This is a genomic window from Streptomyces sp. NPDC007872 (assembly GCF_042868165.1).
GTDB lineage: Bacteria > Actinomycetota > Actinomycetes > Streptomycetales > Streptomycetaceae > Streptomyces.
The window spans coordinates 116390-140986 of sequence record NZ_JBIAEA010000004.1; the positions used below are offsets into that span (position 1 = coordinate 116390).

Annotated in this window: 24 protein-coding genes, 1 tRNA gene and 1 pseudogene; 18 read left to right on the top strand and 8 right to left on the bottom strand. The window is 73.1% G+C overall.

What is annotated here, in order from left to right; translation table 11 throughout:
- Positions 1–201 precede the first annotated feature (201 nt).
- The 5 genes from ACFYNX_RS15035 (at position 202) to ACFYNX_RS15055 (ending at position 3626) form a co-directional block, all read left to right on the top strand.
- Complete coding sequence (locus ACFYNX_RS15035) at positions 202–1485, top strand: extracellular solute-binding protein (protein WP_365542755.1); 1284 nt, start codon at positions 202–204, stop codon at positions 1483–1485.
- Between the two features lie 12 nt (positions 1486–1497).
- A complete protein-coding gene (locus tag ACFYNX_RS15040) occupies positions 1498–1770 on the top strand; it encodes a DUF3263 domain-containing protein (protein WP_388661720.1) in 273 nt (90 codons plus the stop codon).
- Between the two features lie 30 nt (positions 1771–1800).
- Positions 1801–2643 carry a trehalose-phosphatase gene (gene otsB, locus ACFYNX_RS15045; protein ID WP_388661722.1) on the top strand — a complete coding sequence of 281 codons (843 nt, stop codon included), beginning with the start codon at positions 1801–1803 and terminating at the stop codon, positions 2641–2643.
- 47 nt (positions 2644–2690) lie between these two features.
- Positions 2691–2764: transfer RNA gene (locus ACFYNX_RS15050), tRNA-Ala, on the top strand.
- A 262-nt stretch (positions 2765–3026) separates the two neighbouring features.
- Positions 3027–3626, top strand: a complete 600-nt coding sequence (locus ACFYNX_RS15055) for a DUF6058 family natural product biosynthesis protein (RefSeq protein WP_388662548.1) — start codon at positions 3027–3029, stop codon at positions 3624–3626.
- A 92-nt stretch (positions 3627–3718) separates the two neighbouring features.
- On the opposite strand, the pseudogene ACFYNX_RS15060 reads toward ACFYNX_RS15055, so the two are convergent.
- Positions 3719–4039 (bottom strand): annotated as a pseudogene (locus ACFYNX_RS15060) (amidase family protein); the annotation flags it as partial.
- Positions 4040–4041: 2 nt separating this feature from the next.
- Between ACFYNX_RS15060 and ACFYNX_RS15065 the strand changes: the two are divergent.
- Positions 4042–4665, top strand: coding sequence for a TetR/AcrR family transcriptional regulator (locus ACFYNX_RS15065; RefSeq protein ID WP_388661724.1), 624 nt, complete (start codon positions 4042–4044; stop codon positions 4663–4665).
- Positions 4666–5049: 384 nt separating this feature from the next.
- Here ACFYNX_RS15065 and ACFYNX_RS15070 read toward each other — a convergent pair whose 3' ends face one another.
- On the bottom strand, positions 5050–6192 hold the full coding sequence (locus tag ACFYNX_RS15070; protein ID WP_365542763.1) for an acyl-CoA dehydrogenase family protein: 1143 nt from the start codon (positions 6190–6192) through the stop codon (positions 5050–5052).
- A gap of 17 nt (positions 6193–6209) precedes the next feature.
- Positions 6210–7394 (bottom strand): acyl-CoA dehydrogenase family protein, encoded by a 1185-nt coding sequence (locus ACFYNX_RS15075; RefSeq protein WP_388661726.1) that lies wholly within the window; start codon positions 7392–7394, stop codon positions 6210–6212.
- A 391-nt stretch (positions 7395–7785) separates the two neighbouring features.
- Between ACFYNX_RS15075 and ACFYNX_RS15080 the strand changes: the two genes are divergently transcribed.
- The 10 genes from ACFYNX_RS15080 (at position 7786) to ACFYNX_RS15125 (ending at position 17892) form a co-directional block, all read left to right on the top strand.
- Positions 7786–8940, top strand: a complete 1155-nt coding sequence (locus ACFYNX_RS15080; protein ID WP_365542767.1) for an isopropylmalate synthase — start codon at positions 7786–7788, stop codon at positions 8938–8940.
- Between the two features lie 300 nt (positions 8941–9240).
- The gene (locus tag ACFYNX_RS15085) at positions 9241–9426 is read left to right on the top strand and encodes a lysine biosynthesis protein LysW (RefSeq protein ID WP_365542769.1); all 186 of its coding nucleotides are present in this window, start codon (positions 9241–9243) and stop codon (positions 9424–9426) included.
- A gap of 1 nt (position 9427) precedes the next feature.
- Positions 9428–10279 carry a RimK family alpha-L-glutamate ligase gene (locus tag ACFYNX_RS15090; RefSeq protein ID WP_365542771.1) on the top strand — a complete coding sequence of 284 codons (852 nt, stop codon included), beginning with the start codon at positions 9428–9430 and terminating at the stop codon, positions 10277–10279.
- A complete protein-coding gene (argC, locus tag ACFYNX_RS15095; protein WP_388661729.1) occupies positions 10276–11331 on the top strand; it encodes an N-acetyl-gamma-glutamyl-phosphate reductase in 1056 nt (351 codons plus the stop codon). Before ACFYNX_RS15090 ends, argC begins: the two co-directional genes overlap by 4 nt.
- Positions 11328–12137, top strand: coding sequence for an acetylglutamate kinase (locus tag ACFYNX_RS15100; RefSeq protein WP_388661731.1), 810 nt, complete (start codon positions 11328–11330; stop codon positions 12135–12137). Before argC ends, ACFYNX_RS15100 begins: the two co-directional genes overlap by 4 nt.
- A 14-nt stretch (positions 12138–12151) precedes the next feature.
- Positions 12152–12715, top strand: coding sequence for a gamma-glutamyl-gamma-aminobutyrate hydrolase family protein (locus tag ACFYNX_RS15105; RefSeq protein WP_365542776.1), 564 nt, complete (start codon positions 12152–12154; stop codon positions 12713–12715).
- A gap of 71 nt (positions 12716–12786) precedes the next feature.
- Positions 12787–13923 carry a Glu/Leu/Phe/Val dehydrogenase dimerization domain-containing protein gene (locus tag ACFYNX_RS15110; RefSeq protein ID WP_365542777.1) on the top strand — a complete coding sequence of 379 codons (1137 nt, stop codon included), beginning with the start codon at positions 12787–12789 and terminating at the stop codon, positions 13921–13923.
- On the top strand, positions 13920–15572 hold the full coding sequence (locus tag ACFYNX_RS15115) for an AMP-binding protein (RefSeq protein WP_388661733.1): 1653 nt from the start codon (positions 13920–13922) through the stop codon (positions 15570–15572). The genes ACFYNX_RS15110 and ACFYNX_RS15115 overlap by 4 nt, the downstream gene beginning before the upstream one ends.
- A gap of 74 nt (positions 15573–15646) precedes the next feature.
- On the top strand, positions 15647–16981 hold the full coding sequence (locus ACFYNX_RS15120) for a pyridoxal phosphate-dependent aminotransferase (protein ID WP_388661735.1): 1335 nt from the start codon (positions 15647–15649) through the stop codon (positions 16979–16981).
- The gene (locus ACFYNX_RS15125; RefSeq protein WP_388661737.1) at positions 16978–17892 is read left to right on the top strand and encodes a fumarylacetoacetate (FAA) hydrolase; all 915 of its coding nucleotides are present in this window, start codon (positions 16978–16980) and stop codon (positions 17890–17892) included. Before ACFYNX_RS15120 ends, ACFYNX_RS15125 begins: the two co-directional genes overlap by 4 nt.
- 36 nt (positions 17893–17928) lie before the next feature.
- Here ACFYNX_RS15125 and ACFYNX_RS15130 read toward each other — a convergent pair whose 3' ends face one another.
- Positions 17929–18342 carry a MerR family transcriptional regulator gene (locus tag ACFYNX_RS15130; RefSeq protein ID WP_365542784.1) on the bottom strand — a complete coding sequence of 138 codons (414 nt, stop codon included), beginning with the start codon at positions 18340–18342 and terminating at the stop codon, positions 17929–17931.
- A gap of 64 nt (positions 18343–18406) precedes the next feature.
- Here ACFYNX_RS15130 and ACFYNX_RS15135 point away from each other — a divergent pair, with 64 nt between their 5' ends.
- Positions 18407–19615: an MFS transporter gene (locus tag ACFYNX_RS15135; RefSeq protein WP_388661739.1), complete on the top strand. Its 1209-nt coding sequence runs from the start codon at positions 18407–18409 to the stop codon at positions 19613–19615.
- Positions 19616–19947: 332 nt separating this feature from the next.
- On the top strand, positions 19948–20631 hold the full coding sequence (locus tag ACFYNX_RS15140) for a response regulator transcription factor (RefSeq protein WP_388661741.1): 684 nt from the start codon (positions 19948–19950) through the stop codon (positions 20629–20631).
- A gap of 77 nt (positions 20632–20708) precedes the next feature.
- Here ACFYNX_RS15140 and ACFYNX_RS15145 read toward each other — a convergent pair whose 3' ends face one another.
- The 4 genes from ACFYNX_RS15145 to ACFYNX_RS15160 all read right to left on the bottom strand — a co-directional run bounded on the left by ACFYNX_RS15145 (position 20709) and on the right by ACFYNX_RS15160 (position 24526).
- Positions 20709–21314 carry a TetR family transcriptional regulator gene (locus ACFYNX_RS15145; RefSeq protein ID WP_388661743.1) on the bottom strand — a complete coding sequence of 202 codons (606 nt, stop codon included), beginning with the start codon at positions 21312–21314 and terminating at the stop codon, positions 20709–20711.
- 298 nt (positions 21315–21612) lie between these two features.
- Positions 21613–22302 carry an HAD family hydrolase gene (locus ACFYNX_RS15150; protein ID WP_388661744.1) on the bottom strand — a complete coding sequence of 230 codons (690 nt, stop codon included), beginning with the start codon at positions 22300–22302 and terminating at the stop codon, positions 21613–21615.
- Positions 22299–23498, bottom strand: a complete 1200-nt coding sequence (locus tag ACFYNX_RS15155) for an acyl-CoA dehydrogenase family protein (protein ID WP_388661746.1) — start codon at positions 23496–23498, stop codon at positions 22299–22301. Before ACFYNX_RS15155 ends, ACFYNX_RS15150 begins: the two co-directional genes overlap by 4 nt.
- Positions 23492–24526, bottom strand: coding sequence for a ScbA/BarX family gamma-butyrolactone biosynthesis protein (locus ACFYNX_RS15160; RefSeq protein WP_388661748.1), 1035 nt, complete (start codon positions 24524–24526; stop codon positions 23492–23494). The genes ACFYNX_RS15155 and ACFYNX_RS15160 overlap by 7 nt, the downstream gene beginning before the upstream one ends.
- Between the last annotated feature and the right edge of the window lie 71 nt (positions 24527–24597).

Sequence of the window (24597 nt, forward strand, 5' to 3'; positions counted from 1 at the left end):
TCCCCCTCGGCCCCCGGGTGCGCCGCGCGTCCGTACCGCGTCCGCGCCGTGTCCGCATCGCGTCCGATCCGCGGCATTTCGGAAAGGGTGTTGCGGAAGTGATACCCGAGTGGTGTAGACCTCATACCGGGGCGCGAGGCAGACTTGCGGCCCTGACGAGAGCAAACGTGCAGCTCAGTGCAGCTCAACGAAGAGCAAAGGGTGGATGAAGCCGTGGAGCGGCGACGATTTCTTGGACTGACCGCGGCCGTCGCGGCCCTCGGACTGACCGCCACGGTCTCCGGCTGCGGCTCGCTGGGCGGCGACTCCGGCGACGTGACCCTGAAGCTGGTCGCCGCCGAGTACGACCTGACCGGCGGTGACTCCTCCAAGAAGTACTGGACCGACCTCGCCGCCGCCTTCGAGGCGAAGCACCCCGGGATCAAGGTCAAGGTCCAGGTCGAGTCCTGGGACGACGTCGACCGCAAGGTCGCCGAGATGGTCAAGGCCGGCGACGCCCCCGACATCGCGCAGATCGGCGCCTACGCCGACTACGCCGCCGCCGACCAGCTCTACGCCGCCGACGAGCTGCTCTCCATACCCGTGCAGGCCAACTTCCTCGCCCCGCTCGCCACCGCCGGCGAGCACAAGCGGACCCAGTACGGCCTGCCCTTCGTCGCCTCCACGCGCTCCCTCTTCTACAACAAGGCCCTCTTCGAGAAGGCCGGCGCCGAGCCGCCTACCACCTGGAACGGGCTGGCCGAGGCCGCCGAGAAGCTCAAGAAGCAGGGCGTCCGCACCCCCTTCGCGCTGCCGCTCGGCCCCGAGGAGGCCCAGGCCGAGGCCATGATGTGGCTGCTCGCGGGCGAGGGCGGCTGGACCGACGCCACCGACCACTACGCGGTCGACTCCGAGGCCAACGTGCGCACCTTCGACTGGCTGCGCAAGAACCTCGTCGGCAAGGACCTCACCGGTCCCGTCGCCCCCGGCAAGCTCAACCGCAAGGCCGCCTTCGCCGCCTTCGCCAACGGCGAGGTCGGTATGCTCAACGGCCACCCCTCGCTCCTCAAGGAGGCCGCGAAGAAGGGCGTCGAGGTCGGGCAGGTTCCCCTCCCCGGCATCGAGGGCCCCTCCAGGGCCTCCATGGGCGTCGCCGACTGGATCATGGGCTTCAAGCAGAACGGCCACCGCAAGGAGATCGGCGACTTCCTCAACTTCGCCTTCTCCGACGAGAACGTCCTGAAGTTCGCCGGGGACAACGACCTGCTGCCGGTCACCGTCAGCGCCTCCACCCGCATGGAGACCGACCCCGAGCACGCCAACCTGCGGGTCTTCCTCAAGGTCCTCCCCGACGCGCAGCTCCCGCCGGTCGGCAAGACCTCGTGGGCCAAGGTCAGCGAGAACATCAAGCAGAACATCGGCAAGGCCGTCACCCCGAACGGCCGCCCCGCCGAGGTCCTGGGCTCGATCGGCCGAACGGCGACGGCGGCGGAGGCGGCCGAGTAATAGGTTGGTCGTATGACCGAAGAGCCGGAAGCGACGCACGAGGGGGGCAGCGGGGGACCTGCCGGGCTCACCGAGCAGGAGCAGGCCCTCCTCGCCGTCGAGCGGCGCTCCTGGCCCGGCCCCGGGGCCAAGGAGCGGGCCGTCCGCGAGCGGCTCGGCCTCTCGCCGACCCGCTACTACCAGCTCCTGAACGCGCTCCTCGACGACCCGCGGGCCCTGGCCCACGACCCGGTGACCGTCAACCGGCTGCGCCGGGTCCGCGAGGAGCGCCAGCGCAGGCGGTAGGGGATGCCCCGCGTGGGTAGGGTCGGAAGCATGGTCAACAGCCTTCCGTCCCCGACCACGTCCGCCGGCCGTGACGGTCTGGCCGCGATCCTCGCGCGGCCGGAGGAGACCGTCGTCGCCCTCGACTTCGACGGCACGCTCGCCGACATCGTGCCCGACCCCGAATCGGCCCGCGCCCACCCCGGCGCGGTGGCCGCCCTGGCGGCCCTCGCCCCCCGGGTCGCCTCCGTCGCCGTCGTGACCGGCCGGCCCGCCGGGGTCGCCGTCCGCTACGGCGGCTTCGCCGGCGTCCCCGGCCTGGAACACCTCGTCGTCCTCGGCCACTACGGCGCCGAGCGCTGGGACGCCGCCACCGGCACCGTGCAGGCCGCTCCGGTGCCCCCGGGCGTGGCCGCCGTCCGCGCCGAGCTGCCCGGCTTCCTGCACCGGGCCGGGGCCTGGCCGGGCGTCTGGATCGAGGAGAAGGGCCGCGCGGTCGCGGTGCACACCCGCAGGGCCACCGACCCCGAAGCCGCCTTCGAGGCGCTCAAGGGCCCCCTCGCCGACCTGGCCGCCGGGCACGGGCTCGTCCTGGAGCCCGGCCGGATGGTCCTGGAGCTCCGGCCCCCGGGCATGGACAAGGGCGTGGCGCTCACCGCGTACGTACGGGAGACGGGCGCCGGCGCCGTGCTCTACGCGGGCGACGACCTGGGCGACCTGCCCGCCTTCGCCGCCGTCGAGAAGCTCCGCTCCGACGGCACCCCCGGCCTCCTGGTCTGCAGCGGCTCCGTCGAGGTCCCGGAACTCTCCGACCGCGGCGACCTCGCGGTCCCGGGCCCGACGGGCGTGGTGGACTTCCTGACGGCGCTGGCGGGGGCGGTGCGGGGGGACTGAGCGGGCGGGCCCCAGGGGCCGGCGGCCCGTAGGATCACGGGCGGGACGGGGCTCGTAGCGCAGTGGTCGTCGCGCCTTCACCGCATGTAGGAGGACGCCGGTTCGAATCCGGCCGGCCCCGTTCCGTCCTCCTGGTCCACGTGGTACGGCGCCCGGCGCAGGTGGAAGTCGGCCGCCCCGTTCTGTGGGTAGGCCGCCGGGAGCCGGGGCTCGTGTCGGGAGTAAGGGGCGAGAGCGGTGGATCGGTGGGCGGAGCGAGGGCGAGGTGCCCTCGTGCTGTCGTGGTTCCATCGATGGTTCGGTGAGTGCCGAACCGTCCGGCCGGTAGCGTGCCGAGTCCTGTGCGGGAGGTGCCCGCGCTGGTGAACGCCGGAGGCGACCCGATGTCGGAGACAGATCCGAGGCAGCAGCTCGCCGAGCGATTCCGCGAAGTCAACGGCGACCATCCGATGACCGATGCCGATGACACATACGTCAGCGCGCAGTTCGTTGCCCTGGAGGAACTGTGCGCAATGCATGGCCGCGATGCCGATGCGGTCCGCCGGCTGATGCTGGGGCAGCATCTGCCGCTTCCGGGATATCTGCGCTCCGACGGTGCCGAGATGGTGCCGGCCGACCTGTTCGCTCTCGCCGACGAAGCCGGCGGCGTAGAGCTGCTCGAAGCGTGGTTCACCGCTCACTGGGCCGACCCGATCACCGGGAAGGCGGAGTGGAATGCGTATCTCAGCGGACAGTACGTGTGCCTGCACTCGGTGACCCCGGCCGCCATTCAGCGCAAAGATCACCTGACGACCGCGATCAGCGCCGCAGCGAACGAGCCGGATGCCGGTTCAGCACGGTGGTCCGAGCGGCTGCACGCACTGGTCGACGAACTCGACACGCTGGAACCGGCGTTCACGGCCTACGACCGTCTTCGGTTCGGCGGACCCACGTCCCGGGACACCTGCATCGACGCCCCGCGCGCCCGCTTCCCGCGCCCGTGACCCGGATCCATGGGTGGCGTCCTGCGGATCGGTTCGGTCCCGCGACCGGCAAGGACCCGTCGATGTCCCGCCGTGGCGTGCCGGGACATTCTTCAGCGGGCCGGATGGTTCCCTGCCCATACCGTGGGGATGCGGCCTGACCACGGACTTGCCTGTTCGAGTTGTCCGGCGAGGCGGAAGAGCCGGCCTTCGAGGCCGTATCCGGCGGCGAACCGCATGCCGACCGGGAGCGCCGTCCCGGCGTCGGCCGCCACGGGTACGGACGTGGCGGGCGTGCCTGCCACGTTGAACGGCACGGTGAACGGCGACAGGTCATTGATGCGCTCGATCCAGCCGAGGCCGTCCAGTGTCTCCGCACCTTCCGTACGAGTGCCCAGAGGCACGGGAGGATCCGGCAGGGGCGGCGTGAGGAGGCATGGCATCGACCCTCAGCAGGCCGGGCAGAGTGGCGAAGCTGCCGCCTCGTGAGCGCGTTCTCGACGCCGCCGAAGAGCTCTTCCAGAGAGAGGGGATCCGGCAGGTGGGGGTCCAGGCGATCGCCGACAGGGCCGAGACCACCAAAATGGCGATCTACCGGCACTTCGAGACCAAGGACGCGCTGGTCGCGGAGTGGCTGCGGATCGTCGCCGCGGACTATCGGGCGGCCTTCGACCGGGTGGAGACCGAACATCCCGACCGGCCCGAGGAGCAGATCCTGGGCCTGGCCCGCTTCATCGCCGAGGGGCTGCCGGCGATCTCGTACAGGGGCTGCCCGTTCATCAACTCCCTCGCCGAGCTTCCCGACCGCCTTCATCCGGCACGGCAAGTGATCGAGGACCACAAGGCCCACCAGGCCCGCAGGCTGATCGGCATGTGCGCCGAAGCCCAGATGCCCGACCCCGTACAGGCCGCCGCCGAGATCACCTTCGTACTCGAAGGGGCCCAGGTCAGCACGCAGAACGGAAGCATCGATCAGACGGGAGACCGCCTGATGAGAATCGTCGGGGGAATCGTGGACCGGCACCGCTCCCACCCCGGCGCACACGGGGCGGCCGGCTGACCGCCCGCGCCACCGCCCGACGTGGGCGCGCGAGTGCGACCTGGCGCGAAGCCCGGTTCTCCGCCGTGCCGCGCCAGGCGTTCGGTGGAGGTCGGCACCGCGTGGTTCGGCGGGTGAAGCAGAGGCTCGCGCACCTTCGCGTACACCGCGACCAAGGGAGCGATGACCTCTTCGGTGCCCTCGGGGGTGCTCGTGCAAGGACGGAGCCGGATGGTCGTGCGGGTTTTCTCCAGGTCTCGTCGAACCGGAGCGGGAGGAGCGATCGGCGCCCCGCCCCCCGCGGTCTTGCGCGGAGGAGAAGCTCCGCTCCGACGGCGCCCCCCGGCCCGGCCGTACGCGTGGGGAGGGGCCGGTGGCGCGCCGGGAGGGGCGCGCCACCGGGGGTCACGGGGTGGCGAGGCCCGTGGGGGAGAGCCAGTCGAAGGGGTGGTACGCCGGGGGGACGCCGAGGGACTCGGCCACCTGCTCCCGCAGGCGGTTGGAGGTGAAGCCGCCGATCACGTTCATCTGGGCGTCCCGGGCGAGGCGTTCGACCTCGTGCCCCGTGGTGAGTCCGGCGGAGCCGTGGATCTGGATGGCGCGGCCGGTGACCTGGACGGCCATCTCGGTGGCGTAGACCTTGAGCATGGCGATCAGGTCGCGGGCGGGGCGGCCGGCGGCCCGCTCGGTCAGGGCGCGACGGGCCAGGAGACGGGCCGCGTCGATCTGGGCGCGGGAGTCGGCGAGCTGGGCCTGGACCCCCTCCATGTGGGCCAGGGGACGGCCGAAGGAGACGCGTTCGCGGGCGTGCCGCACGGAGGCCACCAGGGCGGACTCGGCGATGGCGACGGCCGCGAAGGAGATCTTCAGCCAGCCCCAGGACATGCCCTCGGAGAGTTCCGTCAGGGGCACGGGGATCACGTCGTCCTCGGGGACGGGGACGTCGTCGAAGACGATGCCGCCCCAGGGCATGCCGCGCAGGCCCATGCGGGGGAGTTCGTAGCGCCGGATGCCGGGCTGGTGGAGGTCGACGAAGGCCAGGCACCAGTCGGGGCCGTCGTCACCGGCGGTCTTCTCGCGACGGGCGAGGGTGACGGCCACGTCCGCCTCGGGAGCGTTGGTGATCCGGGACTTCTCCCCGCTGATGACGAAACCGCCGTCGGTGCGGCGGACCGTGGTGCGGTAGGTGGAGGAGTCGCTGCCCGCCGTCCTCTCGGCCACGCCGAAGGCGGCGAGCTTCTCGCCGGAGAGCAGGGAGGTCAGGAGCTTGTCGTGCTTGGTGAGGTCGCCGTACGTGGAGATCAGCTTGCCGCACAGCAGGGCCGAGACGGTGGCGGCCCAGTAGGTGGCGGGGCAGGCGCGGGCGAAGCTCTCCATGGCCTCGGCCTGGGTGAGGGCGTCGGCCCCGGAGCCGCCGATGTCGCGCGGGTGGAACAGGCGCAGGTATCCGCTGTCGACGACCTCCTTCCAGTTCTGGGCGGAGATCCCGCCGGCGGCGTCGGTCTCGGCGGCCCGGGCGGCCACGCCCGGAAAGGTGAATGCGCTCATGACTGTCGTCCTCCCTTTCAGCCCAGGCCCAGCAGGGACGCCGCGATGACGGGGCGCAGCACTTCGGTGCCGCCGCCGGTCGAGGCGAAGAACAGCGCGTCGCGGTGGGCGCGCTCGACGAGGTGGTCTCCGGTGAGGGCGTGCGTCCCGGTCAGCCGGGCGGCGCCCTCGACGACGGTCCGGACGGCGTCCGCCACGAAGAGCCGGGCGGTGGCGGCGTCCTGGTGCGAGGGGCGGCCGCCGGAGTCGAACTGCCCGGCGGCGCGGTGGACGATCCCGGCGGCGAGCTCGCAGCGCGCGGCCAGGTCCGCCAGGGTGAAGCGCGCGGTCTGGGAGTGTCCGGTGGGGCGGCCGAAGAGACCGGTCCGGGTGGCGCCGTCGACGGCGTCACGGGTCAGCGCGCGCATGAGGCCCAGCCAGGGGGCGCTGGTGAAGACCCAGTCGAGGGTGGCCAGCAGCGGTTCGACCTCGGTGGCGGCGGCGCCGAGGCCGCCCAGGACCGCTTCCCGGGGGACCGGGCTGCCGTCGAGGACCAGCCGGCCCCAGGGGCAGGTGCGCATCGCGGCCGGGCCCGCGTCGACGACGCGCAGGCCGGGGGTGGAGCGGTCGACGAGGAAGGCGGTGCGGCTGCCGCCGTAGTGCTCGGCCAGGACGAGGAAGTGGTGGGCGACGGGGGCGCCGACGACCAGGTCCAGTTCGCCGCTGAGGATCCAGCCGCCGGGGTCGGAGGCGGAGGGGCGGGCCGTGACGGTGGGGGTGAGGGCGGAGCCCTGGGTCTGGCGCAGGGACAGGGCGGCCGTCCACGCGCCCGAGGCCATCCGGGGGAGGTAGTGCTCGCGCTGGCGGGCGCTGCCGAAGCGGTGCAGCGGGACGGTGGCGAGGACGGCGTGGACGCCGACGGTGAGGGCCAGGCCCGGGTCGCGGGCCCCCTCGCCCAGCCCCTCCAGGAGGGCGCAGGTCTCGGTGGCGGTGAGTCCGCCGCCGCCGAGGCCGTGGGGCACGAGGGGGCCGGCGAAGCCGGGCCCGGTCCGGGCGGCGGCGAGTTCGGCGAAGAGGTCCGGGTCCCACCGGCCGTCGCGGTCGCGGTCGGCGACGGAGGGGCGGACCACCCGGCGGGCGAAGTCCCGGGCCCGTGCGGCCGGCTCCTGGTCGGCACCGTCGACGCCGCGATCGGCGTCGACGGGGGAATGCGGAAACTCCATGGGATTCCTTCTTTCCCCCGGAAAGGGTGGAAGTGCGCTGCGAAAAGGTTTCCGCAGCGCTGCCTTTCGAAATGGACCGGCACAACGTAACGGGTGATCCGCGCCGCGCCGAAGGGCTGCCTCCCGATTTTTCGACGTACCGGCCAAGAATTCGAAAACCTCACCCCTCCTGACAGGGGCTCACACTCCTTGACAGTCGCTTGACATGAGCCCCGTTGTCCCTTGACGACGGGTCGCCGCACCATGTTCACCAGCGCACTCCAGATCGTCCCGCCACGGATCGGACCGCCTTCCGGCGTGATCCGCCGATCCGCACCGGACGACGAGAATCCAGTACGGGGCCGGAGTGCCGAGGAAAGAGGAATCCGGCTCCGAAAAGGGAGGGAACGCAATGGAAGAAGCAGAGAGAGAAGACGGGACCGCCTGGCACCCGCCGCACCTGTCCGACGCGACCCTGCGGGACTCCGCCCACATGGCGGGCGTCGAATTCGGCCCCCAGGACGCCGCGGTCGTCGCGGACCTGCTGGTGAGGACCGGCGTCGACCTGGTCGAGGTGGGCATGATCGCCGGACCCGGCTCGAAGGACGCCGATCTGATCCTCGCCACCCACGAGGCCGTCGGCCCCGAGCGGAGCATGTCGCTCGTGGTGGTGCGCGACCGCCACCAGGTCGCGACCGCCCTCGACGAGGCCGAACGCCTGGGCGTACGCCACGTCATGTACTCCATCCCCACCTCCGAGCAGCACGCCCGCCTCAAGCTCGGCACCCCCAGCGCCAAGTTCCTCCAGGCGGTCGCCCGGGCGGCGATCTCGCAGGCCAAGGACCGCGGCTTCCACGTCACCTTCAGCGGTGAGGACGGGGCCCGCACCCCCAAGGAGCGCCTCGTCCCCTACGTCGAGGCGGGCTTCGAGGCCGGCGCCGACCGGTTCCGGCTCGCGGAGACGGTCGCCTACCTCTCGCCCTGGCAGATGGAGGAGGTGATCGGCGACCTCACGGCGATCGACGGCTCCGAGATCGAGATCCACTCGCACAACATGCTGGGCATGGCGGTCGCCAACTCCCTTGCGGCCGTGCGGGCGGGCGCCCGGTGGATCTCCGCGACGGTGGGGGGCATCGGCGAACGCGGCGGCAACGCCCCGCTGGCCGAGCTGCTGACCGCCCTGCGGGTCGTGCACGGCGACACCCGGTTCGACCTGACGCACCTGACCGAACTCTCCCGCGTCGCGCTCCGGGGCGCCGGACTGGGCGAGGCCTTCCAGTCCGGCCCGACCACGCCGCACGCCTTCGCCTACGAACTGCCGGGCCAGCTCAACCACCCGGAGGCCTACGAGACGCTCCCGGCGGAGCTGGTCGGCAACGCCCGGGAACTGCGCGTGCGCACCCGCCTGACCACCGCCCTGGTGAAGTGGGCGCTCGCCGACTCGGGCGTGTCCGTCGACGTCGACGCCTTCACGCCCTGGCTCACCGAGCTCCAGTCGCGGCAGGGGAGCCCGCTGCTCGACCGCGACGCCATCCGCAAGGCCGCCGTCGACTTCCAGGCCGTCTGACGCCGTACGCGACGCCCTGCGCCTCGCGTCCGTCGCCCTGCGCCTCACCGTTCGACGCCGCACGCCTCACCGTCCGTCGCCGCACGCCTCACCGTTCGGCGCCGTACGCCTCCGCGAGAACCCGTACGTCCCCACGGGAACCCGCACGTTCCACGAAGGCCCGCCCCACCCGTACGCACCCGCCGGCGTCCTCCCCCCTTCCCCTCATCGGGGGCCGCGCCCGCACCGCCCCCCACACGTCACAGCAGTCCCCATGTCACAGCAGTCCCACACGTCCCACGAAACAGACGGAGTCCTTCCATGACCACCGCCACCCTGTCCGGCGTCTGCCCCGAGTGCGAGACCGACCTCACCGTGCCGCCGGTCGTCGAGGGGGAGACCTTCTCCTGCCCCGAGTGCATGCTCACCCTCCGCGTCGAGAGCGTCGAGGACGGCCGTCTCGGCCTGACGATGGTCGAGGTGCAGCTCCGCGACTGGGGTCAGTGAGATGCCCGAGAACATCGCGATCGTCGCGGACCGGATCAGTTGGGAGGAACGCCTGCTGATCCGGGCCGCCCCCGACCACGGCCTGAACGCCGTCTGGGTCAACGACGAGTCACTCTGCCTGGGTGGCCCGACGGCCCCCTCCCTGGCCGGCTTCGACGCGGTGCTGCTGCGCAGCCGCAGCTACACCCGCGGCGGCCTGATCGCCACGCTGGCCGAGGCGGCCGGGGCGACGGTGCTCAACACCGCCCGCGCGATCAACGCCTGCGAGAACAAGGCCGTCCTGCGTACGGTGCTGCGCACCGCGGGCGTCCCCGTGCCGGACTTCCGACTGGCGCTCTCCCGCAAGGACTTCGAAGCGGCCCTGGGCGAACTGCCGCTGCCGCTGGTGCTCAAGCCGGTCTACGGCGGCATGGGCAAGCGCGTCACGCTGATCCGGGACGCCGACGTCGCGCAGTCGGTGTACGACTACGTGGAAGACCTGGGCCACGCCTTCGAACAGGCCTGTCTCGTCGAACCGTTCCTGGCCGGCGGCTCCTCGGTGCGCTGCCTGGTGGTGGGGCGCGAACTGGTCGGCGCCGCGGAGTTCGTCAGCGGCGGCACCGACTGGCGCAACAACGCGGCCCTGGGCAACAACAGCCGCGCCGTCGCCCACGACCCCGACGTCCTGAAGATCGTCGACGGCGTGGTGGACGTGCTGGGCCCCGGCGTCTACGGCATCGACCTCTTCCGCACCGACGACGGATACGTCGTCAACGAGGTGAACCACGCCCCCGGCTTCCGGGCGGTCGCCTCGGCGACCGGGGCGGACGTACCGGCGGCCGTTCTCCGCTACATCCAGGAGCTGATCGCATGATCCGCGCGGGAATCGTCGGCGCCTCCGGGCTCGCCGGCGGCGAGCTCATCAGACTGATCACCCAGCACCCCGACCTGGAGCTGACCTTCCTCGGCGGCTCCTCCCACGTCGGCCGGCGCCCGGCCGAGCTGCACCCGGGCCTGCGCCTGGACCTGGGCCTGACCGTCGAAACGGTCACCGAGGAGGTCGCCGACCGGGTCGACGTCCTCTTCCTGGCCACCCCCGCACCGGTCTCGGCCGACCTGGCCGCACTGCTCGCGGACCGGGTGCCGGCCCTCGTCGACCTCAGCGGCGCCTTCCGGATCCGCACGCCCGAGCTGCACGCCCGCTGGTACCCGAAGGTCCAGCGGCGCGCGGACCTGGTGGACCGGTTCGTGTACGGCGTGCCCGAGCTGGTCGGCGACCAGATGGCGGGCGCCCCGCTGATCTCGCTGCCGGGCTGCTTCGCCACCGCGATGACCCTGGGCCTGGCCCCGCTCACCCTGGGGCTCGGCCTGGACCTGAAGACCGTGGTCGTGGACGGCAAGAGCGGCTCCAGCGGCGGCGGGCTGTCGCTGCGCACCTCCGACCTCCACCCCCTGCGCAACGGGGCCATCGCCCCCTACTCGCCCACGGGGCACCGGCACGCGGGCGAGGTCCGCGACTTCCTGGAGCGGAGCAAGCCGGGCACGATCGGCTCGCTGAGCATGTCCGCGTACGGCGTCTCGCACGTGCGCGGCCTGATGACCAGCTCGTACGTGTTCACGGACGAGGCGGTCGACCAGCGCGGGCTCCAGCGGGCGTACACCCGCTTCTACAAGGAGCACCGCTTCGTGCGGGTGCGCCGGCACGCCGAGACGCTGATCCCGGTGCCCGACCCCCAGGCCGTACTGGGGTCGAACTTCTGCGACGTGTCGGTCCTGCACGACGAGGAGGGCGGCCGGATCGTCGTCCTCGCCGCCCTCGACAACCTCGTCAAGGGCGCCGCGGGGCAGGCCGTGCAGGCCGCGAACCTGCGGTTCGGACTGCCCGGGGAGACGGGCCTGACGATGCAGCCGGTGATGCCCGCGTGAACACGGACACGACGCCGGGCGTCCCGGCCCCCACCGTCGTCAAGCTCGGCGGCAGTTGCCTCGACGACCTGGACGGCGGGTGGTGGGACGACCTGGCCCGGCACGCGCGGACCCGGCCGCTGATCCTGGTCCACGGCTGGTCCAAACCGCTCAAGAGGCTCAGGCCCCACTACAGCGAGCCGTCCGCGATCCTGCGGGACCGCTACGGCAACCAGAGCCGGTGGACCACGCCGGAGGTCATCGAGGACATCAAGACCGTCAGCGCCGCGATGGCCGAGGACGTCCTGGGCCGCCTGGAGCGGCGCGGCGTCACCGCCGAGCGCCTCCTCGGCAGCGACGGCCTGGTCAGTGCCGGCGAGGGCGAGCGCTGGTGGTGGCGGGACAGACAACTGGTCGAACTGGACAACCTGGTCGGCCCGATCACCGGTGTGGACCCGGCCGCGCTGAAGAACCTCCAGCCCGGCCACGCCTACCTGGTCACCCCCCTCGCGCGCAACGCGGCGGGCCAGGAGGTCAACACCGACGCCGACCGGGCCGCGGCCGCGATCGCCGGGAGCACCGGCGCCGAGGAACTGGTCCTGGTCACCGACGTCGCACACCTGCTGATCGACGGCGAGCCGGTCCGCGAGATCACGGCGGAGGCCGCGGCCAGGTTCCGCGACAAGGGCGCCACCGGCGGCATGCGCAAGAAGCTGCGGGCCGCGGGCGAGGCCCTGGAGCGGGGCGTGCCGCGCGTGGTCATCGGAGCCGCACCCGTCACGGACCTGCTCGCCGCCCGCACCGGCACCGTCATCACGCGAACCTGAGGAGCACACCCATCGTGGCGCAATCCCGTGTACTCGTCGTCAACAACGGAACGCTGTCCCTGAAGCAGCTCCGCGGGCGCTTCGAAGAGCTGGGCTCGCAGACCGACGCGGTCGACGCGGCGTCCGTACCGGCCCGGCTCGACGGCCGCTACCAGGCCGTCGTCATGAGCGGCACCAAGGTGCGGGCCTACGACACCGATTACTACAGGCCGCTGATCGACCTGGTCATGGGCGCGGACGTGCCGGTCCTCGGGATCTGCGGGGGCATGCAGATCCTCGCGGTCGCCCACGGCGCCCGACTGGCCGACGGCCCCCAGCGGGTCGGCGGTCACGAGGCGGAGGTCGACACCGCGGATCCCCTCTTCGCGTACGTCAAGCCGACCGTGACGCTCTTCCACCGGCACACCCTCTACGTCCAGGAGGCCCCCGAGGGGTTCCGCTCCATCGGCCGCTCCGAGCACGCGCCCGTGGAGTTCCTGCGCTCCGACGACGGACGGATCTACGGCGCCCAGGCCCATCTGGAGTTCCGCAGCGACGGCATGGAGATCCTGCGGGGCTTCGCGCGGCTCTACCAGTGACGGACCGCCCGGCCCCCGGCCGGGCAGCACACGCACCGACCGGACCACCGACGTACCGAAGGAACCTGACCATGACTGCTTTGGAAGACCCGCGGAAGCCCGCGTTCACCACGCACCTCAACGGAAGCGGCGGTGCGATCAAGGGCTGGGTGGTCGTCGACTCGCTCGTCGACGGGCTCGCCATGGGCGGCACCCGGATGACCGCCGGCGTCACCGAGGAGGAGGTCGCGGGCCTGGCCCGCGACATGACCGAGAAGTTCACCCTGGCGGGGCTGCGCATCGGCGGCGCCAAGGCCGGCATCGTCTCCGACGGGACCGACGCCGACGGGGCCCGCCGCGAGGAGGTGTTCCGCACGTTCGGCCGCACGGTCAAGCCGCTGCTGCACGGCGGCATCCACCTCGGCATCGACATGGGCGTCACCCCCGCCGACCGGGCCGTGTTCTTCGAGGAGGCCGGCTACGACCCGCGCTTCCGTCTCGGCGCGCCGGACATGCCGATCGACTGGCGCACGTACTACGAGCCGCTGATCGACTGCACCGGACACGGCGTCGGGGTGGCCGCGGTCACCGCCCTGGAGGCGAGCGGCCACACGGAGCCGGCCCGGGTCGTGGTGCAGGGCTTCGGCGCGGTGGGGCGCGCGGTGGCGCGCTTCCTGGAGGACCGTGGACACGTCGTCGTGGGCGTGGCCGACGTGCAGGGGACCATCAGCGCCGACCGGCTGCCGGTGGCGGACCTGATCGCCGCCACCGACGGCTTCGGACGGATCGACCGCTCCCGGCTGCCCGAGGGCGTCACGGCCTCCTCCGAGCCGGACGCGTGGCTGGACGTCGACGCGGACCTGCTGATCCTGGCCGCCCAGAAGCACGCGCTGACGGCGGAGAACGTCCACCGCCTGCGGGCCGGTCTGGTGGTCGAGGGCGGCAACATCGCCTCCACCTCCGAGGCCAAGGACAAGGCCGCCGCCGCGGGCGCCGTCCTGGTCCCCGGGGTGATCGCCAACATCGGCGGAGCCGCGTCGGCGGCCCTCGCCGTCACCCGGGTCGTGCCCTTCGACCTCGCCGCCGAGGCCCGCAAGGCGTGGGTCTTCGACTGGGTCGGCGACCGGGTGCGGCAGAACACCCGGGACCTGCTGGAGATCGCGGCCGCCCGCGCGGGCAACCCGCTGCCGGAGCTGCTGGCCACCCGCCGAGAGGAGCTGCTGCGATGACCGCGGGCACCGCCGTTCAGGACGCCGCCTCCACCGTGGACCGGATGGCCGAGTACCGGCGGCGCGGCTGGTGGCGCGACGGGACCTTCCTCGACGACCTGCGCCGCCAGGCCCGGGAGCGGCCGCGCAAGCTGGCCATCGCCGGGCGGCGCCTGGACGAGGCCCGCACGGACACCCTCGACTACGCCGAACTGGCGCGCCTGACCGACCGGTTCGCCGGGGCCCTGCTGGAGCTGGACGTGCGGCGGGGCGACGTGGTCGCCGTGCAGTTGCCCAACCGGTGGGAGATGGTGCCGCTGATGTTCGCCTGCATGGCGATCGGCGCGGTCATCTGCCCCGTCGCCCCGGTGTGCCGGGAGGAGGAGCTGCGGCACCGCCTGGCCCTCACCGAGGCGAAGGTGTGCGTCACGGTGCCGGAGTGGGAGGGCTACCCGACCGCCACCGCCGTGCACGCCCTGCGCTCCGAACTCCCCCTGGAGCACGTGGTGGTGGTCGGCGGCCACGCCCCCGAGGGCACGGTCGACTTCCACGACCACTTCGTCTCCGAGCACTGGGAGAGGGTGCACGGCGGTGACCTGGAGGGGCTCCAGCTACGACCGGACGAGCCGTTCGTGGTGCTGTTCACCTCCGGCACGACCGGCTTCTCCAAGGGCGTGGTGCACAGCCAGAACACCGTCCACTCGGGCGTGCGCGGTTACGTGGACACCTTCCTGCTCCGGGACGACCTCGTGGCCGCCGTCACCACCCCGCTGGTGCACTACTCCGGCTTCGGTCAGGGCGTGCTCGCCGGCGTGATGCTCGGCGGGACGATCGTCTTCCAGGACGGCCCGGACCACGCCGGCCTGCTGGACCTGGTCGAGCGGTACGGCGTCACGCTGCTGTACGGGCCGCCGCCGACGCTCTCCGGCGTCGCGCGGATCCAGCGGATCGATCCGCACGACGTGTCCAGCCTGCGCCACACGGTCACCGGGGCGGCGCCCGTGCTCCAGCCGCTGGTGGACGAGTTGCGGAACACCTTCGGCGCCCGTACGTACTCGGTCTGGGGCATGTCGGAGTTCGGGCCGGTCACCATCAGCCGGCTCGACTACAACCAGGACTGGGCGGCGCACAGCCACGGGCGGCCGATCGACTCGATGGAGATCCGCATCGACCTGTGCCACGACCCCAGCAAGCGGGCCCCGGTGGGCCGGCTGCGGGTGCGGGGCGCGTCGCGGGCGCTCGGCTACTACAAGCAGCAGGACGCCTTCGACGCCGAGCTCACCGTCGACGACTGGTTCGACACCGGTGACGTGGCGCGCGAGGACGGCCGGGGCGGCATCCGCATCCTGGGCCGCTCCAAGGACACCATCCTGCGCGACGGGATCGTCGTGCCGATGGCGGAGCTGGAGGCGATCATCTCCCGGCACCCGAAGGTGGCCGATGCGGCCCTGGTCGGCCCCAACGGCACGGTCGACGATCCGATCCTGGCCGTGGTCGTCCCGCGCGGCCCGGACCACCCGTCGCTGGCGGAGCTGCGCGAGCACCTGCGCGAGGCCGGGCAGGACCCGAGGTTCCTCCCGGAGCGCCTGGAGGTGGTCGACGCCCTGCCCAAGACGCTGACCGGCAAGGTCCGCAAGGTCGAGCTCAGGCGGCAGTACTCCGGGGGGTGACCCCCCCCGTGCCCCACCCCGTCCCCGTCCGCCCCGTCCGCCCCCTCCGCCCCGTCCGCCCCCAGGGAGGCACCATGTCCGCACCCCCGCCGGTCGCCGCGTCCGCGCCCCCGCCGGTCACGATGTCGGCGACCCTCGCCGCCGACGAGGAGCTCACCCGGCGTCACCGCGCCGGTGAGCAGGTCCTCTTCATGGCCAGTGGCGAGATAGGGCTTTCCGTGCTCCCGGAGCTCCGGGAGAGGCTGGCCGGTGCCGCGGACCGCAACGCGTACGGCCCCGTCACCGGGGACGTGGCGCTGCGCGAGGCGGTCGCCGGCTACTGGGGGCGGCGCGGGCTGGACGCCGATCCGGAGCTCGTGGTCGCCGGGCCGGGGAGCAAGCCGCTGCTGTTCGCCCTCATGCTGGCCGTCGGCGGCGACGTGGTGGTGCCGGTGCCGAGCTGGGTCAGCTACACGGCCCAGGCGACGCTGGCCGGTGCCCGGCCGATCCCCGTCCGCACCCCGCCCGGCGAGGGCGGGGTTCCCGATCCCGCGGCGCTGCGCGAGGCGGTGGCGCGGGAGCGGGCCGCGGGGCGCGACCCCCGGTGCGTGGTGGTGACGCTGCCCGACAACCCCACGGGCACCTTCGCGTCGCCGGACACGCTGCGCGACCTGGCCCGGGCCGCCAGGGACCTGGACCTGGTCGTCGTCTCCGACGAGATCTACTGCGACCTGGTCTTCGACCCGGCGGACCGGACCGCGTCCCCCGCGGCGTTCGCACCGGAGCGGACGGTGGTCACCACCGGACTCACCAAGAACCTGGCGCTCGGCGGCTGGCGGACGGGAGCGGCCCTGCTTCCCCGGGGGCCGCTCGGGCGGGAGCTGCACACCCGGCTGGCCGCCGTCGTCAGCCAGATCTGGTCGAGCACCGCGGCGCCCGTGCAGGCCGCGGCGGCCTACGCGTTCGGCGAGCCGCCCGAGGTGGTCGCGCACGTCGCGGCGGCCCGGCGGCTGCACGAGCGGGTGGTGCGGGCGGTGGCGGAGCACTTCGCGGCCGCGGGAGCCGAGACGGCTCCCGTACGGGCGACCTGCTACCTCTACCCGGACTTCGAGCCGCTGCGCGAGCACCTCGCCGGGGCGCACGGCGTGCGCGGCGGCGCCGACCTCACGGCCCTGCTCGCCCGGCGGTACGGAGTGGGGCTGCTGCCGGGGAGCGCCTTCGGCGAACCCGGGCACTCGCTGCGGATCCGGGCGGCGACCGGCCGGCTCTACGGCGAGACCGACGCCGAACGCACCGCCGCCCTGACCGCGCCGGACCCGCTGCGACTGCCGTGGATCCGGTCCCGCCTCGACCGCGTCGGCGAGGTCCTGGCCGACCTCGTCCGCACCACGTCCCCCTCTTCCCTTCCCAGGAGGTATCCACAGTCATGACCGACCTCTCCGACATCCCCGTCCTCTTCGAAGGCGACTACCGGGGCCGGCGGTACGCGGGCTTCGGCGTGCCGGCCACCGGCGAGTCCGTGACCCTGCACCCGGTGGACGCGGGCCGGCTGCGCTCCGCGTTCCTCGCGGGCGGCCGCGAGGCCCTCGTCGCCGCCGCCACCGAGGGGGCCGGGACGGTCACGGTGACCGTCGGCGACCCGGAGCTGCGCCTGCTCCCTCCGCTGCTGCCCGACGACACCGGTGCGGAGGCGCTGCTGACCGGCTTCATGGGCACGCACCGCTCCAAGTACGACGACGAGCCCGACCCGGCCAAGGAGTTCCGGCCGCCGAACTGGCTGATCAAGGGCTTCGGTTCGTGGGTGCGGATGCCCGGCGAACCGCTGGCCGCGGCCGCGTCGACGGTCGCGCTCCTGGAGGAGCCCGAGGTCGCCCTGGTGTACGTCAACGACGCGGACGGCACGCCCCGGTACGTCGGCTACACCTTCGCCAACGACCTGAACGACATCGGCTACCACCTCCGGAACCCGTGGGGCTGGACGCCGTACTCCAAGCTGTGCGAGACGTCCATGACGCCCTGGCTGTTCCTGGGCGAGCCGCCCCGGACGGTGACCGGCGAGATCACCGTCGAGCGTTCGGGCGAGGCGGCCTGGAAGGGACCGTTCTCGTGCGGCGGGGACGCCCTGTACCACCGGGTGGAGGACATGGTGGACCACCTGTTCTCGTACCCGGTGATGCGCCGGCCCGGACTGGTCATCTACGTGCTGACCGGGGCGGACAAGGCCAGCTACCACGACGGCTTCCGGATCGCCGACGGCGACCGGATCACCCTGGACTTCGCCAGCCACGGCGTGGTGCTGTCCAACGTCGTCGAGTACGCCGGCCGGGCCGGGGCCGCCTGACCGGGCGGAGCCCCGGCCGCCGGGCCGCGGGGCCGGTCAGACCGTCGTGACCGCCCCCGCGGCGCCGACCGCCTCCCGGCCGTCCGGCCGCCGGGCGCGGCGCACGGCCTCGACGTACCCGGAGATGGCGTCGCGGTTGCGCTCCAGGCAGCGGATGCGGGCGGTCATCCGGTCGCGTTCGAGTTCGAGCGCGGCGATGGTCTCCGCGGTGGCGTCGGAGACCTGGATGGAACGGGGCGAGTCCATGCAGGGCAGGACCTGCTTGATCACCCGGGTCGGCAGGCCCGCGTCGAGCAGCCCCCTGACCTGGAGGACCCGGTCGACGCTGTCCTCGTCGTACTCGCGGTAGCCGTTCGGGCGGCGGCTGGAGCGGATCAGCCCCTGCTCCTCGTAGTAGCGCAGCAACCGGCAGGAGACACCGGTCTGTTCCGACAACTGTCCGATACGCATGTGACCCACCTCACATCGGTCCACCTTGACCATCACATCAATGTAAAGGTTTGAGCATAAGGCCATGACGACTTCCCAGACGGAATCACCGTCCCCCTCCGCGGCCGAACCCGACGAGCGCAGACTTCCGATGTCGCCGCTGCTGGCGCTCGGCACGGCCGCGTTCATGGGCATCCTGACCGAGGCGCTGCCCGCCGGCGTGCTGCCGGAGATGGCCCGCGACCTCTCGGTCAGCGAGTCCGCGGCGGGCCAGTCCCTGACCATCTACGCGATCGCCACCGGCCTCTCGGCCATCCCCGTGTCCGTGGCCACGGCGAAGTGGCGGCGCAAGCCGCTGCTGCTGCTGTCCGTGGTGGTGTTCGCCGTGGCGAACCTGGTCACGGCCCTCTCCTCCAGCTACCCCCTGACCATGGCCTTCCGCCTGTTCGCCGGCATCGCCGCGGCCGTGGTGTGGGCCGAACTGGTCGGCTACGCGCGCCGCCTGGCGCCGCCCCACCTCCAGGGAAGGGCGATCGCCATCACCATGGCGGGCGTCCCGCTGGCGCTCTCCCTGGGCATCCCCGTCGGCACCTTCCTCGGCGGGCTGTTCGGCTGGCGGCTGACCTTCGGCCTGGTGGCCGTGATCTCCGTCCTGCTGGTGGTGTGGCTCCTCGTGTCGGTGCCGGACGCGCCGGGCCAGCAGGCCGGGCAGCGCGAGCCGATCTTCAAGGCCCTGCGCCTGCCGGGTGTGGCGGCGGTGCTGTTCGTGGTCGCGGCCTACGTGCTGGCCCACAACATCCTCTACACGTACATCGCCACGTTCCTCGACGAGTACGACATGGGGGCCTCGCGCGACATCGTGCTGCTGGTCTTCGGCCTCGCCTCCGTGGTGAGCATCTTCATCACCGGCGCCCTGGTCGACCGCAAGCTGCGGGCCCTGACCATCGGCAGCACCTCGCTGTTCATCGTGGCGGCCGTGCTGCTGGCCCTGCTGGCCGAGAGCCCCGTGGTGGTCTACGGGGCGATGGTGCTGTGGGGTCTGGGCTGGGGCGGCGTGACCACCCTGCTGCAGACCGCCGTCACCGACGCGGGCGGCGACCGGGGCCAGGCCCTGCTCGTCACCACCTGGAACTCCTTCATGGCGGGAGGCGGGGCGGCCGGCGGCCTCCTGCTCGACTCCCTCGGGCCCACGTCCTTCCCGTGGAGCGTGCTCCTGCTGCTGGTCCCGGTGCTGCTCGTGGTGGTCGCCGGCCGTGCGCACGCGTTCCCCGCGAAGCGGCCGGGCATGTCCTGAGCCGTACGCCCGCGGGCCCGCACGTCCGTGCGGACCTGACGTCACCTCGGTGACGCGGTGTCACCCCGATCGGATGAATCCTGCCGATCACTCCCCAAGGCCCCCGGGCCGGCGCGTCCTTCCCCCGTCGCGCCGGACCGGGGTCTTCCGCGTTCCGGGAGGGGATCGGGGACGAAAAGATTCCTTCCGGTGGGAATCTTTTTGTGAGAGGATCGGTCCGGACAAAGGGGAGGAGCCGCAACCGCACGGAACCGGCCCGGTACGTGACGGACCTGCGGCATGCGGCGACCCGTATCGATCTCGTATCCGAAGCGAATTCGATGGGGAAGACAATGCAGTTACTCGTGGTCGAACCGTGCTCCACCACCGCCGAACGGCTCTCCGGCGCCGCGCGCCGGCAGCGTTACACCGTCCGGACCGCGCAGCGGGGGCAGGAGGCCCTGCGCGGGTACCGCGACGCGGACCTCGTCCTGCTGAACCTGGACCTGCCCGACATCGACGGGCTGGAGGTCTGCCGGTCGATCAGGACCGCCGGGGTGACGCCCATCATCTGCCTCGCCGACCAGGACAGCGCCATCGACCGGGTCCTCGCCCTGAAGTCGGGCGCGGACGACTGCGTCGCCCGGTCCTGCGGGGAGCGGGAGGTCATGGCCCGCATCGAGGCCGTCATGCGCCGGACGCAGGGCTACGAGCCCGCCCCGCAGGTGATCTCGCTGCCCTCGCTGCACATCGACGGCAGGGTGCGCGAGGTGCGGCTGCACGACCGGATCGTGGACGTCACGTCCAAGGAGTTCGAGCTGCTCTACGCGCTGGCCGCCAACTCCGAGGCGGTGCTGTCCCGCAAGGAGCTCATGGCCAAGGTGTGGCACGACAACTGGGCGCAGACCAGCCGCACCCTCGACACGCACGTCAGCACGCTCAGGGCGAAGCTGGGCTCCCCGGGCTGGATCATCACGGTCCGCGGGATCGGCTACCGCATGGGCCACGACCGGGTCGCGCAGGCCGTGGGCGGCTGAAGGCCGCACCGGGCGGGGTCCGTACGGGCGGCGGTGCGCGTTCCCGCGACGCCGTCCGTACGGACCCCGCCCGGTCCTCAGCGCGGCTGTCCGCCGGCGACGGGACGGGGCCGGCGGAGGAGGCCGAGCAGCGTCTCCCAGTCGGCCTCCTGGACCACCGACCGGACGTCCCCCAGCGCCGACGGCGCCCGGGAGACGCCCCAGGTGTAGGTCAGGAAGAGCCGGGTGAGGGACTCGGGGGAGTGGGCGGCCGTGATCGCGCCCTCCTCCTGGCCCTGCCGGACGAGGTCGCTCAGGCGCCGGTGGATGGCGGCGAGCGCGGGCGCGACGGCGCCGGAGGCGGTGGGGCAGTCGGCGATCAGACGGATCGCCGCGCGGGTTCGCGCGTCCCGCCGCATCTTGAGGGCCAGCGCCCAGGTCAGCTCCTGGAGGGTCTCCGCCGCGGGGGTCCCGGGCGCCCGGCGGGAGGGGTGCAGACAGGCCGACCAGGCGGAGACGCACTGCTCCACGAGGGCCATGGCTATGCACTCCTTGGACGCGAAGTGGCCGTACAGCGCCCCCTTGGTCATGCCGATGCGGATCGCGACGGCGTTCATGGTCGTTTCGGTGTACCCGTGCCGGGCGAATTCCGTGGCCGCGGCGTCCAGCACCTGTTCCCGCGTGTGTCGGGACCGCTCTTGCACCAGTCCTCTCCCCTCTTTCGCGCTCGTACCAGAAAGATACCCTCCGGAAGGAATGTTTTTCAGGGGGGATCGTTCCGCACGGCCAGTTTCCTACGGGGGCACCCGGGGGTGAAGGGGCACCTGGCTGAGTTGCTCCCCCTTCCTCCGGGGCGCGCGGCGGGGTCCGGGGCGCTCGTGAAGAAGCCCGGGACGGCATCGGGGCCGCCCCGGGCAGGGGTTCCTCACTCGTGTGCGGTTCGCCGCCGCGCCGCGGCCGTCCCGTCCGTACGGGCCGGTGGAGGGCCGGGCGGGCGGAAGGTCAGCCCGTCCGCAGCAGGCTCCAACTCCCCTGCGGAGGACCCGCGGTCGCCGGAAGCACCGGCCAGCCCCGGTCGCGGGCGTGCGACAGCAGCACCGGATCCTCTCCCACGACCATGGGCGTGCCGACCATCGACAGCAGGGGCAGGTCGCTGGAGTGGTCCCCGTAGGCGAAGCACAGCTCCGGCGGAGTGCCGGACTCCGCCAGCACGGCGGTGACGGCGGTGGCCTTGGCCTCGCCGATCATTGGCCGGATTATTTCCCCCGTCAGCACGCCCTCCTCGTCGACGTCCAACTCGGTGCAGAGGACGTCGTCCACGCCCAGGTCCCGGGCGATCGGATCCAGGCAGGCCCGATGGGATCCCGAGACCAGGACGATGCGGTGGTCGGCGGCCCGGTGCCTCCGGAGGGCCCGCAGACCGGCGACGACGAACGGGGCGGGCCCGCGCCGGTGGTCCTCGTACCACTCGTGGCCCGCGGCGAGGAAGAGCCCGTGGGGAACGCCGGCGAACCGCCTGTAGTACGCGCGGTTCTTCTCCATCCGGTCCGACGGGCTGTGCAGCAGCTCCTGGAGCCAGGTGGTGTCCCCGCCGGAGCGGGTGTCCCACCAGGTGCGGAAGGAGAGCATCGTCTTGGCGCTCATGAGCGTCTCGTCCACGTCGAAGAACGCCGTGGGCACGGACCGGCTCATCGGAGGTCTTCGCCGGACGCGGCGCACGACGCCTCGGCGTAGGCCGAGGCGGCCCTGTCGAAGTCCAGCGCGGCGTGCGCGGCGACGGCCGTGACGTCGCGCCAGCGCTGCTGCACGGGGTCGTGCTCGGCCAGGCCGCCGGCGCCCGTCGTCTTGAAGAGGCGGTCGACCGCATCCGCGCAGAGGGTCACCGCGGCACACGTGTCGCGCTGGTTCTCCGCGGCCGCCAGCGCGGTGACCGGTGCGTGGTCGGCGCGGCGGGCCGCCGCCTCCAGCAGGTGCCGGGCGGCCGCGACCTCGGCCGACGAACGGGCCGCCGCCTCCTGGGCGCGGGGCGTCCGGTGGGCCCGGGTCCCGTCGGCGCGCCGCTTGGCGGCCGTGGCCGCCTGCCAGTCGTCGAGGGCGCCGAGGGCCGCGCCGAGCGCCGGCACGGCGAAGAGCAGGGACGCGACCATGGACGGGGGGACGTTGTGGCACCGGGCACCGTCGGGGCGGCCGTGGGCCAGGTCCGCCACGGTGAACGTGCGGTGGACGGGAACCAGGACGTCCCGGGCCGTCACCGTGTTGCTGCCGGTGCCGCGCAGGCCGAGGGAGCGCCAGGTGTCGTCGACGACGACGGCGCCGCGCGGCACGGCGAAGACGCGGTGCTCCCGGGGCTCCGTGTCCCCGGTCCAGGCGGCCAGCAGGACCCAGTCGGCGTGGTCGACCCCGCTGGCGTACGCCCAGCGGCCGGTCAGGCGCCAGTGGTCCCCCTCGATGCGGGCCCGTCCCTGCGGGGGGACGACCGCGGCGGCGATGCGCACGTCGGGGGAGTCCGCCCAGAGGTCCCGCTGCCCGTCCTCGGGGAGGTAGGCGGCGAGGCGGCCGTGGGCCGCGTACAGGGTGGCGCACCACGCGGCGGACGCGCTGGCCTGCGCCAGGCGGGTCCCGGAGGCCAGCAGGGCCGAGAAGGATCCGGCCTCGCCCCCGAAGCGGCGCGGCACGAAGTGGCGGGGGAACCCGGCGGCGGTCAGGGCGGCGGCCACACGGGGGGTGAGGGTGCGTCCTTCCTCCATCGCGCGGGAGTCGGCGGCGGCGGCGCGCGCGGCGTCGGAGACCCCCTCGGCGGAGGCGGTGCGCGCGGCGTCGGAGACCCCCTCGGCGGAGGCGGCGGTACGTTGCGCGGGCACGGAGCCGAGGGCGTGGGCGGTCAGCATGCCGGCGCCTCCTCGGCCGCGTGTCTGCGGGAGGGCGCCGCACCGCGAAGCCGCGCCCGGACCAGGGTGCGGTCGAACTGGGTGGCGGTGAGGTGGAAGTCGGCGTGGCCGGAGGCCTCCGGGTCCGGCGACCGGTGGGCGTGGACGGTCACGGGCGCGTCGAGCGCGCCGAACAGCTCGAAGGACACCGCCAGCGACAGCGGTGACCAGCTCCCGGCCGGGCCCGAGGCGGCGAAGGTGGCGGCGTGCGCCGCCTGGCGCATGGCCTCCAGGAGGACCATGCCGGGAATGTGGTCGCTCTCGTGGTCGAAGTAGACCGGGTGGCCGCGGTCCAGGACCAGACGCCAGGCGTCGGGTTCCGCGCCGGGAGGCGGGGCCAGCAGGACGTCGGCGGCACGGCGGCGGCCCACGACGTGGGGCGGCAGCGGCAGGGCCGGCGCGGAGGGCGGGAGCGGAGTGGGCGGAGGGGTGGGGCACCTGCGGCCGCGCAGGATCGCGTAGCGGCGCTCGCCCATGACCTCCCACCGTAAGCGGGCGCGGCCCCGGCGGAGGCCCCCGATGTGGAAGGTGACCTCCATCGCCAGCCCGAGGCGTCCGGGCGAGACGGTCGTGCGGGTGCAGACCGCGTCCAGCAGGACGGGGAGGGCGCCCGCGTGGGCGTGGGGCAGGCCGGGCGCGTCGATGTCGGCCTCGAACGTGGTCAGGACGAAGGGCATGCCCCGCAGCGGCACGTCGTAGAAGCGGTGGCTGATGTGGGCGGCCGCCTGGCGGGCGGTCTCCACCAGCAGGGTGGGGTCGGCGGCCCCGCCGGCGACGGGCTGGTAGAGGAGGTGGTCGTGCGGCCAGAGGGCGGCCACCGCGAACCGGTCCTCGCCCAGGCGGGCCGCGTCGGTGACCAGCACCTCGGAGGGCTGGGTCTTGTGGACCAGTTCGCGTGCCGTCGGCAGGGCGTGGGACGGGCCGCGGCCGACGGTCGGGACGGGGCTCGGAAGCTGCTGCGGTATCGCCGTCGTTTCGAGCACAGGCATGAAGAATCCCCCCAGGGAAAACGCGCGTGCGAGCTGAACGGGAAAGGAGCGTGAGGCGCTCGGAAGGGCTC